We start from the raw sequence: 11,625 nt of genomic DNA, 5'->3' as shown, positions 1-11,625 counted from the left end.
CCCAGCCGTCGCCCCACCCTTGGAGATCCAGGCCATGTCCTCCTTCAGCCCTGACGAACTCCGCGAGGCCCTCGGCTCGGGCCTGCTGTCCTTCCCCGTGACCCACACGCACGCCGACCTCAGCCTCGACGAGGACGCCTACCGCGCCCACGTCGCCCACCTCGGCGCCTTCGACGCCTCGGGCCTGTTCGCCGCGGGCGGCACGGGCGAGTTCTTCTCCCTCACCCACGAGGAGGTCCGTCGCGTCGTCGTGGCCACGGCCGAGGAGACCCCCGACTCGCTGCCCGTCATCGGGCCCGCGGGCTACGGCACCTCCACGGCCGTGGAGATGACCCGGTCCGCGCAGGCCGCCGGGGCGGACGGCGTGTTCCTGCTCCCGCCGTACCTCACGGAGGTCGACCAGGACGGCCTGCACGCCCACGTCGCCGCGGTCTGCCGGGCGACCGACCTCGGCGTCGTCGTCTACCACCGGGCGAACGCCCGGTTCACCGCCGAGACCGTCGGCCGGCTCGTCGACGAGTTCCCCAACCTCGTCGGGTTCAAGGACGGCATCTGCGACATCGACCTCATGGCGACCCTGTACGCGACGCACGGCGACCGGCTGGTGTACATCGGCGGCCTGCCCACGGCCGAGACGTACGCCCTGCCCTACCTGGAGCTCGGTGCGACCACGTACTCCTCGGCCATCTTCAACTTCGCGCCGCAGTGGGCCCTGGACTTCTACGCCGCCGTCCGCGCGCGCGACCGCGCCGGCGTGTACGACCGGCTGCGGGAGTTCGTCATCCCGTACCTGGACATCCGCAACCGCCGCCAGGGCTACGCGGTCTCGATCGTCAAGGCGGGGCTCACGGCCGCCGGTCGCCCCGCGGGGCCGGTGCGCCCGCCGCTGACCGACCTCACCGACGCGGAGCTCGCCGAGCTGAGCGACCTGGTCGGGAAGGTGGTCTGAGCGTGAGCACCGAGACGCTGACCGGCGAGATGTTCCTGGGCGCCTCGCGGCACCGCGGCGGCGCGGGCGAGGTCTCGGGCGTCGACCCGCGGACGGGGGAGACCCTCTCCCCCGCCTACGGGTTCGCGGACGCGGCCGACGTCGACCGGGCGGCGACGCTCGCGCGCGACGCGTTCGCCTCCTACCGGTGCACGGCGCCCGACGTCCGCGCCGCGTTCCTGGAGTCCGTGGCCGACCGCACCGCCGCCGCCGCGGAACCCGTCGTGGCCCGCGTGGTGCGGGAGACGGGCATCGCCGAACCCCGCGTCCGCGGGGAGCTCGCCCGGACCGTGACCCAGCTGCGGCTGTTCGCCGGCGTCGTGCGCGAGGGCAGCCACGTGGGCGCCCGCATCGAGAACCCGCTGCCCGACCGCACCCCGCTGCCCCGCCCGGACCTGCGCCAGCGCAAGGTCCCGCTCGGGCCGGTCGCGGTGTTCGGCGCGGGGAACTTCCCGCTCGCCTTCTCGGTCGCCGGCGGCGACACGGCGTCCGCCCTCGCGGCCGGGTGCCCCGTCGTCGTCAAGGCGCACTCGGGCCACCCCGGGACGTCCGAGCTCGTCGCCGCCGCGATCGCCGGGGCCGTCGCCGAGCACGGCCTGCACGAGGGCGTGTTCTCGATGGTCTACGGCGGCGACGAGGTCGGGGCGGCGCTGGTGTCGCACCCCGCCGTCGCCGCGGTCGGGTTCACGGGTTCGCGCGCCGGGGGCCTCGCGCTCGTCGCGCTCGCGGCCGCCCGTCCCGTGCCGGTCCCCGTGTACGCGGAGATGTCGAGCACGAACCCCGTCGTCCTGCTCCCGGCGGCCCTGGCCGCGCGCGGCGCCGCCCTCGGCGCGGCGTTCGTCACGTCGCTGACCACGGGCGTGGGGCAGCTGTGCACCAACCCCGGCACCGTCGTCGCCCTCGACGGGCCGGGGCTCGAGGAGTTCCTGGGCGCGGCGGCGGTCGCGGTCACCGGCTCCCCCGCGCAGCCCATGCTCGGCGCCTCGACCTGCGCCGCCTACGCCCGGGGCGTCGCCGCCCTGCGCGCGCACGCCGGCGTCGAGGAGGTCGCGGTGGGCGGCGCCGACGACACGATCACCTCGGCTGGGCCCGCGGCCCTCTTCACGACGGACGCGGAGACGTTCCTCGCCGACCGCGCCCTGTCGCAGGAGGTGTTCGGCGCCTGCTCGCTCGTCGTGCGGGCGCGCGACGAGGGGCAGCTGACCGCCGTCCTGCGCGCCCTCGAGGGGCAGCTGACGGCCACGCTGCACGCCGACCCGGCAGACCACCCCCTGGCGCGCGACCTGATGGAGGTCCTCGAGGACAAGGCCGGCCGGATCGTCGTCAACGGCTGGCCCACCGGGGTCGACGTCGGCGCGGCGATGGTGCACGGCGGGCCGTTCCCGGCGACCTCCGACGGGCGCTCGACGTCGGTCGGCACCCTGGCGGTCGACCGGTTCCTGCGCCCGGTCGCCTACCAGGACGTGCCCGCGGACCTGCTGCCGGCGGCCGTCGCGCCTGGCAACCCGCTGGGCATCTGGAGGCAGGTGGACGGTGGGTTCGGCCGCGACTGAGGCGGCGCGGACGGCCGGCGACCTCGCCACCGGCCCCGTCGCCACCGGCCCCGTCGTCACCGGTCTGCGGGTCGTCCCCGTCGCCGGGCACGACAGCATGCTGCTCAACCTCTCCGGCGCGCACGGCCCGTTCTTCACCCGCAACGTCGTCGTCCTCACCGACTCCGACGGGCGCACGGGCGTCGGTGAGGTCCCCGGCGGGGAGGCGATCCGCTCGACGCTCGAGGCGGCCGGGCGGTTCGTCGTCGGGGCCGCCGTGGCCCGCCACCGCTCCGTGCTGCGCGACGTCGCGGCGGCGTTCCGCGGGCGCGACGCCGCCGGCCGGGGGCTGCAGACGTTCGACCTGCGCACCACCGTGCACGTGGTGACGGCGCTGGAGTCGGCCCTGCTCGACCTGCTCGGGCAGTTCCTGGGCGTGCCCGTCGCCGAACTCCTGGGCGAGGGGCAGCAGCGGGACCGGGTGCGGGCGCTCGGGTACCTGTTCTTCGTCGGCGACCGCACGCGCACCGACCTCGCCTACCGCAGCGAGGACGACGGCGACGACTGGACGCGGCTGCGGCACGAGGAGGCGATGACGCCCGAGGCCGTCGTGCGCCTGGCCGAGGCGGCGCACGCGCGCTACGGCTTCGAGGACTTCAAGCTCAAGGGCGGTGTCCTGCCCGGCGACGCGGAGGCCGAGGTCGTCACGGCGCTCGCGCAGCGGTTCCCGCAGGCCCGGATCACGCTGGACCCCAACGGCGGCTGGCGGCTGGCCGACGCCGTCCGCCTCGGCCGCCGGCTGCGCGACGTGCTCGCCTACGCCGAGGACCCGTGCGGCGCCGAGGACGGCTTCTCGGGGCGCGAGACGATGGCGGAGTTCAAGCGCGCCACCGGCCTGCGGACCGCGACGAACATGGTGGCGACGGACTGGCGGCAGCTCGGCCACGCCGTGCGCTCGGGTGCTGTCGACATCCCCCTCGCCGACCCGCACTTCTGGACGATGGCCGGTTCGGTGCGCGTCGCGCAGCTGTGCGAGGCGTGGGGCCTGACGTGGGGTTCGCACTCCAACAACCACTTCGACGTCTCGCTGGCCATGTTCACCCACGTCGCCGCGGCGGCCCCGGGCGACGTCACGGCCATCGACACCCACTGGATCTGGCAGGACGGCCAGCGGCTCACGCGGGACCCGCTGCGGATCGTCGACGGGTTCCTCACGGTGCCCACCACCCCGGGCCTCGGCGTCCAGCTGGACGAGGAGCGGCTCGGGCAGGCGCACGAGCTCTACCGGCGCGAGGGCCTGGGGGCGCGCGACGACGCCGTCGCCATGCAGTTCCTGGTCCCCGGGTGGCGGTTCGACGCCCACCGCCCGGCGCTGGACCGGGCGGCGCCGGCCTGACGCGACGCCGGGCCGGGTCGACGCCCGTCGGTGGTCACGGCGTCCGGGCGCGGCGCGGGACGAAGCGCAGCAGCCCGGCCGCCCCGGCGACCGCGAGGACCGCCACCCCGATCGAGGCGGCACCGAGCGACACGGCCGCGGCCAGCGCCCCGACCAGCAGCGGCCCGGTCGCGACGCCGGTGTCGGTGACGAGCCGCCAGGCCCCGAGGAACACCGCCCGGCCGCCCGGTGGCGACGCGTCGGCGCCCAGGGTCATGACGAGCCCCGCCCCCATGCCGTTGCCGAACCCCATGAGCATCCCGACCAGGACGACCGCGCCGAACGACTGCGCGAGGGGCAGCACGGCGTGCGCCGCGGCCAGGACGAGCAGCGAGGGAACGGCGACCGCGACCCGTCCGACGCGGTCCATGACCGAGCCGGCGGGGTAGAACAGCAGCATGTCCACGGCGCCGGACAACCCGGCGACGAGGCTGGTCGCGGTCGCGTCGAGGCCGAGGTGCTCGCACCACAGGGGCAGCACCGTCTGCCGGGACTGGCGCACGGCCTGCACCGTCAGCGCCGCCACGCCGAGGGTGAGCAGCACGCGCCGGTGCTCGCGCAGGACCTGCCGCAGGGTGGGCGCGGGCCCCGTCTCGACGGCGCCCGCCGGCACCTCGGGCTCCGGCAGCGTGAGCAGGACGACGGTGGCGACGAGCACGGCCAGGACCGCGACCGCGTAGGCGCCGCGGGTCCCCGCGAGGTGGCTGCCCGCCGCCCCCGCGAAGGGGCCCGCGAACGCGCCGATGCGCCCGACGCCGCCGAGCGTGGACAGCGCCCGGGCGCGCAGGTGCGGCGGGGCGGCCGCCGTCAGGTAGGACTGGCGCGCGAGCGCCCAGACGGCGGAGCCGATCCCGATGACGACGACGGCGAGCGCCAGGGCGAGCACCGACGGGGCGAGGCCCGCGCCGGCGAGCGCGACGGCCGTCGCGGCGCCCGCGACGACCATGGCCCGGCGCTCCCCGATCCTCGCCACGAGCGCACCGGCGGGGAGGGCGGCGGCGACCTGACCGATGCCGAGCAGGGCGACCACGAGCGCCGCGGTGCCGACCGGGGCGCCGAGCGCGCGGGCGCTGAGCGGGAGCACGGGCAGCAGCGCGCCCTGGCTCACGGAGAACAGGGCCGCCGGGGCGTAGACCGCGGCGAGGGCGCGCCAGGGGTAGACCTTCACGCGGCGGCCCGGCCCCGCAGCGTGCGGCCGAGGACGAGCGCCCCGAGCCCGGCGAGGACGACGACGAGCAGCGCGGTCCGGAGCCCGGCGGCGTCGGCGAGCAGCCCCACCAGCAGGGGGGACACCAGCAGCCCGAGGCGCAGCAGCCAGTTCGACAGCGCGAGGCCCAGGCCGTGCGGGAGGCCGGGGATGTCGTCGGCGGCCTGGAACACGGCCGGGATCAGGGTGGCGACGCCCAGACCGGCCAGCGCGAAGCCCACGAGCGTGAGCGGGACGGACGGGAACGCCAGCGCCGCGCCCAGGCCGAGCGCGGCGAGCGCCCCGCCGGTGCGCACGACGCGCCGCTGCCCGAAGCGGTCCACGACGCGGTCCCCCGTCAGGCGGCCGACGGTCATGGCCACGGCGAGCGCCACGTAGCCCAGGCCGGCCACCGCGGGCGGGGCCGAGAGCTCGGTGCGCAGGTACAGGGTGCTCCAGGACGACCCGGCGTCCTCCACGAAGACCCCGCACGCCGCGAGGAGGCCGAGGGCGGCCAGGGCCGTGACGGCGGACCGGGGCATCCGCGGGCGCCCCGCGGGGGCCGGGCGGGCTCCCGGCCCGGGCTCCGGCCGGACCCCGTCGTCCTGGACCCCGTCGTCGTGGACCCCGTCGTCGTGGACCCCGTCGTCCTGGTCGCGCCCGCGCAGCATCCACCGGTGCGCGAGCAGGGCGACGACGCTGAACACGACGGCCGAGCCCCCGAGGTGCAGGCCGAGGGCGAGTCCCGCGCCGGCCGCGGCCGAGCCCAGCAGGCCCCCCGCGACCGCGCCCAGGCTCCAGACGCCGTGGAAGGCGTTGAGGATGGAGCGGCCGTAGCGGCGCTGCACGCGCAGCCCGTGCGCGTTCTGCGCGACGTCGACGACGGCGTCCAGCGCGCCCGCGACGAGCAGCACGGCCGCGAGCACGGGCCAGCCGGGGGCGACGGCGACGGCGGCCACCGCGACGGACAGCAGCACGAGGCCGGAGGACGCGAGGCGGGCGGAGCCGAAGCGGCGGATGAGGGCGGCCGACGTCAGCCCGGCGAGGAGGGAGCCCAGCGGCAGCGCGGCCAGGGCCGCCCCCAGGGCCGCGTTGCTGAGGTCCAGGGCCGCCTTGACCTCGGGCACGCGGGGAACGAGGTTCGCGTAGAGGACGGCGTTGACGAAGAAGCACGCCCCCACGGCGGCGCGGGCGCGGCGCAGCCCGGCGTCCGGGCCGGGGAGTTCGCTCACGGGGGTCCGCCGCAGGTGAGCACCCGAAAACGTTACCAGCCGGTTGGTTTTGCGGGTCCCGCCCTCAGGTCAGCCCGTGCCACCGGCTCTCGTCCGAGGCCCGGCGCAGCGCGAACGCCCCCGGGACCGACAGCTGCCCGATGCCGTGGCGGCCCGCGGCCGGGTCGACGACGGCGTACTCGTCGCAGGCCGCGAGGTAGCGGGTGCCGGGCGCGCGCTCGCCGGTGAGGGCCGGGCGCGGCGCGGCGACGTCCCACTCGTCGGGCTTGACGTAGAACCTCACGTCGCCGCCGGTCGTGGGCGCGAGGTCGCGCAGCGCCGCCCCCAGGGCCGCGTGGTCGCGGTGCGCGTCGGTCCAGGTGGTCGTGCGGAAGCCGCCCGCGGGGAACAGGCCCGTCCACGTGCCGACGACCGCCCGGGCCAGGCCGGGCGTGAGCGCACCGTCGACGGTGTGCGCGAGGAAGACCTGCTCCTCCGCGACGCCGAGCGCCGCGCAGGCCGCGAGGAACTCCCGGTCGCGCGCTGCGGAGAACTCCTCCACGGGCAGCCCCGTGAACGCGCGCGCCCCGGAGGCGCGCCCGTCGGTGACCAGCACGACCACGACGTGGCGCCCCTCGGCGACGGCCCGCTCGACCGCGGGGCCCATCGTCAGCGTCTCGTCGTCGGCGTGGGGGACGAGGAAGACCACGGGGGCGTCGACGCCCGCGGGCGTCGCCATCGACTGCGTCCGCACGGTGACCGGCATGGCGGGGACGCTAGCGGGTGCCGGGGACACCGGCCGCGCCACGCAGGCTCGAACGGGTGTTCGAGTCCGTGCCATCCTGGCGGGGTGGCAGGCGGGCGCTGGAGCGGGTCGTACGAGGCGCGCTACCGCGCGGCCCGGGCCCGCGGCGAGCCGTCCCCCTTCGCCCAGGCCGAGGAGGCGCTGGCCCGGCGCGGCGACGGGCCCACCGCGGCACCGGCCGCGTCCGCCGGGGAGCCCGAGCGCACCGCCGGCCGGCACTGCTGGGTGCGCGGCCCCACGGAGGACCCCGGCCCGTTCCCCGGCCTGCTGCTCGCGTGGCGGCGCGGTCCGGACGGGTGGCTGGGCCGGGTCGCCTACGTCCTGCCCGACGAGCACGCCCGCCCCGTGCTCATCGACACGTGGGTACCCGCCGCGTCGCTGCGCCCGGCGTCCTGACGTCCGTCGCGGGCCGCGGGTGCCCGCTCCGGCCGGGACCTCAGCTGCGCTGCAGGGCCCGCTGGTCCGCGACGTCGGGGAGCACCACCGTGCGCGTGCCGGCCGGGACGAGCACGATCGGCGCGCGCAGGGTGCGCAGCGGCACGTCGTGCGGGTCGACGCCCCCGACGACGACGAGGTCGCCCACGCTGACGCGGTGCGCGAGGACGTCGCCGAGGTGGCCCTCGGTGATGTCGGCGCGGATGGAGCGCCGCGCGACCGGCGCCACCACCTGACCCGCCCGCTGGTGGCGCTCGGCGGCGGCCAGGTGCCGCTGCCGGCGCTCGGCGTCGTGGTCGCCCCCGGGGTCCGCGTGGCGCCGGGTGCGCGCCGACCAGGTCGTCAGCACCCGCACCTGCAGGGCGGAGGTCTGCGCCCGCTGCAGCGCCCACGTCGCGACGGCGTCGTCGTCGGCGGAGACCAGCAGCAGCCGCCGCGGGGGCGACACGACCGCCTGCGGGCCGACGAGCACGAGCGGCACGGGCGAGTGCGGGACGCACTCGCGCACCACGTGGCCCGTGCCCGGCCCCGAGGACGCGACCCGGCGGCCGACCCCCAGCACCAGGGCCTCGCTGGTGGCGGCGGCCATCAGCAGCGCGACGTGCGGCGTGCCCGTGACGGCGGAGGTGGTCACCTCCGGCGCGCGCCCCGGCAGGCGCCGCAGCTCCTCGGCCAGCGCGAGGGCGAGCGCCTCGGAGGGCAGGAGCTCCCGCAGCGGGACGCGGAGGTCCGTGCGGTGCGGCGGGTCGACCGCGACGACGTGGACCGCCTGCCCCGTCGCGGCCGCGTCCACGAGGGCCCACCGCAGGGCGCGCCGCGACGCACCCGAACCCGAGAAACCCACCGTCGTGCGACGTCGTGCCTGCATCGCCACCGCCTCCTCGCGGCCGGAACCGGGGGCCGGGCGAGCAGCCCCTCCCCCGCATGGTCCGCCTGGGAGCGCACTGGGACAAGACGTGCCGTGGCGCGGACCCGGGTCAGCCGCCGCCGGTGAGGGTGCGGGCGATGTCGGTCGCCGAGTCGCCCGAGCGCCGCAGCACGACGGCGACGACCGCGAGGCTCCCCAGGGTCAGGAGGAACATGAGCGTGGACACGGCCGCGATCTCCGGCCGCAGGGCCGCCCGCAGCGCCGAGAGGATGTACACCGGCCACGGCGTTCCGCCGGGCAGCTGCACGAAGCTCGCGACGATGGTGTTGTCCAGGCTGAGCGTGAAGGCCATCAGCCCCCCGGCGAGCACCCCGGGCGCGGCCAGCGGCAGCGTGACGGTCCGGAAGCGGGCCCAGGGCGTGGCGTAGAGGTCCGCCGCGGCCTCCTCCAGCGCGGAGTCCGTGCCCGCCACGCGGGCCCGCACGATGAACGTCACCACGGCGGTGGAGAGCACCGAGTGGGCGATGACGAGACGGGCGAGGCCGTTGCCGAACAGCGACAGTCCCGCGTCGCTGTCGAGGGAGACGAACCAGCCGAGCAGCGAGATGGCGTCCATGATCTCGGGGGTCACGAGCGTCAGGCCCAGCAGGAGGGTGAGCAGACCGGCCCACCGGCCACCGCGGCGGGCCAGCGCCAGCCCGGCCAGCGAACCGATGACGGCCGACAGCAGCGCCGCACCGACGGCGGCCTGGACGGACGTGGCGATGGCCGTGCGGATCACGGGTCGGTCCAGGCCCGCGGCGTAGGCGCTGAACCCGAACCCCTGCCACGACGTCAGCAGCCGGCCGGTGTTGAACGAGTAGACGACGATGACGGCGATCGGGAGGAACAGGAACACCAGCACCAGTGCGCCCCAGAGGCCCAGCAGCGCCGTGGAGGTGCTGCGGCGGCGCCGCCGGGCCCCGGCCGCCGGGGCCGCGCGCCGCGTGCGGGTGCCCTCGTCGACGGCGGTCACGAGCGGGCCCCCGCACCCGCCAGCACCGAGGGCTCCCCCGCGGGCGCCGGCAGGTCCACGCGGCGGGCCCGGCGGACGGCCCCCCGCACGAGCAGCGCGACGACGGCCGCGACCAGCACGGTCCCCGCGATGAACGCGACCAGGAGGACGGCCATCGCGGAACCCAGCGCCCAGTTCTGCGCGGTCTGGAACTGGCTCGCGACGAGCTGGCCCACCATGTTGCCCTTCGCACCGCCGAGGACCGTGGCCGTCACGTAGTCACCCATGAGCGGGACGAAGACGAGCAGGCAGCCCGCGGCGATCCCGGGGAACGCCAGCGGCAGGGTCACCGACGTGAGCGTGCGCCAGCGCCCGGCCCCCAGGTCGCGGCTGGCCTCGCGCAGCGACGACGTCGTGCGCTCCAGCGCGACGTAGCAGGGCAGGACCATGAGCGGCAGGTAGTTGTAGACCACACCCAGCTGCACCGCGCCCCGCGTGTAGAGGACCTGCAGCGGGCCGTCGCGCAGGCCGAGGGCCTGCAGGGCGGAGGAGGCGGGCCCCTCGGGGCTGAGCGCGATCTGCCAGCCCAGCGTGCGCACCAGGAAGTTGGTCCAGAAGGGCACGAGGACGAGCGCGATCAGCAGGCCGCGCCAGCGCGCCGGCACCTTCACCGCGACCCAGTAGGCGAACGGCAGCGCGACCACGAGGCAGATCAGGGTGCCGAGCACAGCGATGCGCAGCGTGTTCCAGAACGTCGCGAGGAACGTCGCGTCCGCGGCCTCGGCGTAGCGGGCGAAGGACAGGACCTCGTTGGAGTGGGTGCCGAACAGGCCCGGCTTCTCCCCGAAGCTGTACCAGACCACGAGCGCGACGGGGGCGACGAAGAACGTCAGGAGGAACACCCACGCCGGCAGCGCCAGCGCCCCGTGGGGGGCCCGCAGCCGGCGCAGCATCAGGCGCCCGCCGCGGCGCGGATCTTGCCGAGGATCGCCACGATGGTCTCGTGGCCGTCGTTGAGGACGCTGGCCGTCAGCCGCGCCACGATCTCGGGGGCGGGGAACACGAGCTCGGCGCGGTCGAGGCCGGCGGCCGTGGCCTTCGCCTCGATGTCCTTTAGCCCCGTGTTGTAGCCGATGTACAGGAGTTCCTGGATGGACACGTCCACGTCGAGGACGTGGTCGATGAACGCGTACGCGGCGTCGGGGTGCTCGGCGCCCGCCGTGATGCACCAGTTGTCCATCCACAGGTTCGCCGTCGGCGTGGGGAAGACGTACTTCCACTTGTCCGGCTCGTCGGAGCCGTCGAGGCCGAGGCGGGCGTCCCCGTTCCAGCACTGCATCAGCGCGTAGGTGGACTGCGCGATCGCACTGCCCCCGGGGTTGGACTCGAAGCCCTTCAGGCGCGGGGCGAGGTTGGCCACGAGGTAGTCCTCGCACGCCTGCAGCTGCGCCGGGTCGGAGGTGTTCGGGTCGATGCCGTTGGCCGCGAACCAGATGCACGTCACCTCCCACGGGTCCTCGAGCACCGAGACGCTGCCGCTGGCCTCCTTCTGCGCGGCGTCGAGGAAGTCCGCCCACGACGTGAGCTCGCGGCCGATGACGGTGGTGTCGTAGATGAACCCCGTGGTGCCCCAGTCCTTCGGGACGCTGTAGGTGTTGTCCGGGTCCCAGGTCTGCCCGAGGTACTGGGGGTCGAGGTTGGCGAAGTTCGGCAGCTTGCTGCGGTCGAGCTCGGTGAGGAAGCCGTTGGCGCCCATCTGGGGGATGAACAGGCCCGTCGGGACGACGATGTCGTACCCGCTCGCGCCCTTGGCCGCGACGAGCTTCGCGAGCATCTCCTCGTTGGAGCCGTAGCTGTCGATCTGCAGCGTCGGCCCGCCGTCGGCCTGGAACGCCTCGAGCACCTCGGGGGCGTCGTAGTCGGCCCACGTGTAGATGTTCAGCGCGTCCTCGACCTGACCGTCCGCGGTCGCGGCCGACGACGAGGAGGAGCTGGAACCCCCGCCGCAGGCGGCCAGCGCCCACGCCGAGCCGGCCGCGGCCAGGCCCCCGAGGACGCTGCGGCGCCGGAGGTCGGCGCTCAGCCGGCGGGCCGTCGCGCGCGGCGCGAGGACGGAGGCGGTGGGCGGGGGCTTGCGGGTCACGGGCGCTCCAGGGTTCTCGGGGTGGACG

General features: G+C 76.3%; 11 protein-coding genes. 4 read left to right on the top strand and 7 right to left on the bottom strand.

All coding sequences use genetic code 11. The features are described 5' to 3' along the window. Positions 1-34 precede the first annotated feature (34 nt). The 3 genes from kdgD to GTR02_RS24550 all read left to right on the top strand — a co-directional run bounded on the left by kdgD (position 35) and on the right by GTR02_RS24550 (position 3,916). Positions 35-949: a 5-dehydro-4-deoxyglucarate dehydratase gene (gene kdgD / locus GTR02_RS14755; protein WP_166608253.1), complete on the top strand. Its 915-nt coding sequence runs from the start codon at positions 35-37 to the stop codon at positions 947-949. Positions 950-978: 29 nt separating this feature from the next. Beyond that, the gene (locus tag GTR02_RS14750) at positions 979-2,541 is read left to right on the top strand and encodes an aldehyde dehydrogenase (NADP(+)) (RefSeq protein WP_166608255.1); all 1,563 of its coding nucleotides are present in this window, start codon (positions 979-981) and stop codon (positions 2,539-2,541) included. Positions 2,542-2,638: 97 nt separating this feature from the next. Further along, the gene (locus tag GTR02_RS24550) at positions 2,639-3,916 is read left to right on the top strand and encodes an enolase C-terminal domain-like protein (protein ID WP_166608254.1); all 1,278 of its coding nucleotides are present in this window, start codon (positions 2,639-2,641) and stop codon (positions 3,914-3,916) included. 34 nt (positions 3,917-3,950) lie between these two features. Here the strand turns inward: GTR02_RS24550 and GTR02_RS14740 are convergent, their stop codons facing one another. The 3 genes from GTR02_RS14740 to GTR02_RS14730 form a co-directional block, all read right to left on the bottom strand. Further along, a complete protein-coding gene (locus GTR02_RS14740) occupies positions 3,951-5,123 on the bottom strand; it encodes an MFS transporter (protein WP_166608252.1) in 1,173 nt (390 codons plus the stop codon). After that, entirely contained in the window at positions 5,120-6,373 is a 1,254-nt protein-coding gene (locus tag GTR02_RS14735) for an MFS transporter (protein ID WP_166608251.1), read from the bottom strand. The genes GTR02_RS14740 and GTR02_RS14735 overlap by 4 nt, the downstream gene beginning before the upstream one ends. A 64-nt stretch (positions 6,374-6,437) precedes the next feature. Continuing rightward, positions 6,438-7,118 (bottom strand): PIG-L deacetylase family protein, encoded by a 681-nt coding sequence (locus GTR02_RS14730; protein WP_166608250.1) that lies wholly within the window; start codon positions 7,116-7,118, stop codon positions 6,438-6,440. An 84-nt stretch (positions 7,119-7,202) separates the two neighbouring features. Between GTR02_RS14730 and GTR02_RS14725 the strand changes: the two genes are divergently transcribed. Then, entirely contained in the window at positions 7,203-7,553 is a 351-nt protein-coding gene (locus GTR02_RS14725) for a hypothetical protein (protein WP_166608249.1), read from the top strand. A 40-nt stretch (positions 7,554-7,593) separates the two neighbouring features. Here the strand turns inward: GTR02_RS14725 and GTR02_RS14720 are convergent, their stop codons facing one another. The 4 genes from GTR02_RS14720 to GTR02_RS14705 form a co-directional block, all read right to left on the bottom strand. Further along, entirely contained in the window at positions 7,594-8,460 is an 867-nt protein-coding gene (locus tag GTR02_RS14720; RefSeq protein ID WP_166608248.1) for a universal stress protein, read from the bottom strand. 109 nt (positions 8,461-8,569) lie between these two features. Continuing rightward, the gene (locus GTR02_RS23285; protein WP_166608247.1) at positions 8,570-9,475 is read right to left on the bottom strand and encodes an ABC transporter permease subunit; all 906 of its coding nucleotides are present in this window, start codon (positions 9,473-9,475) and stop codon (positions 8,570-8,572) included. Continuing rightward, a complete protein-coding gene (locus GTR02_RS14710; RefSeq protein WP_166608246.1) occupies positions 9,472-10,407 on the bottom strand; it encodes an ABC transporter permease in 936 nt (311 codons plus the stop codon). The genes GTR02_RS23285 and GTR02_RS14710 overlap by 4 nt, the downstream gene beginning before the upstream one ends. Next, positions 10,407-11,625 (bottom strand): polyamine ABC transporter substrate-binding protein (locus GTR02_RS14705; RefSeq protein ID WP_205709321.1); only part of this gene is annotated, 1,219 nt, incomplete at its 5' end. The genes GTR02_RS14705 and GTR02_RS14710, both read right to left, overlap by 1 nt.

This window comes from Kineococcus siccus (genome assembly GCF_009906795.1).
GTDB classification, from domain to species: domain Bacteria; phylum Actinomycetota; class Actinomycetes; order Actinomycetales; family Kineococcaceae; genus Kineococcus; species Kineococcus siccus.
Note: the sequence above shows the minus strand (reverse complement) of the source record. Positions and strands in the feature narration are given on the sequence as shown.

What these genes read in the sequence shown, in the direction of transcription:
- kdgD (WP_166608253.1), top strand. Translation starts at nt 35, where the DNA reads ATGTCCTCCTTCAGCCCTGACGAACTCCGCGAGGCCCTCGGCTCGGGC.
- GTR02_RS14750 (WP_166608255.1), top strand. Translation starts at nt 979, where the DNA reads ATGTTCCTGGGCGCCTCGCGGCACCGCGGCGGCGCGGGCGAGGTCTCG.
- GTR02_RS24550 (WP_166608254.1), top strand. Translation starts at nt 2,639, where the DNA reads ATGCTGCTCAACCTCTCCGGCGCGCACGGCCCGTTCTTCACCCGCAAC.
- GTR02_RS14730 (WP_166608250.1), bottom strand. Translation starts at nt 7,118, where the DNA reads ATGCCGGTCACCGTGCGGACGCAGTCGATGGCGACGCCCGCGGGCGTC.
- GTR02_RS14720 (WP_166608248.1), bottom strand. Translation starts at nt 8,460, where the DNA reads ATGCAGGCACGACGTCGCACGACGGTGGGTTTCTCGGGTTCGGGTGCG.
- GTR02_RS14710 (WP_166608246.1), bottom strand. Translation starts at nt 10,407, where the DNA reads ATGCTGCGCCGGCTGCGGGCCCCCCACGGGGCGCTGGCGCTGCCGGCG.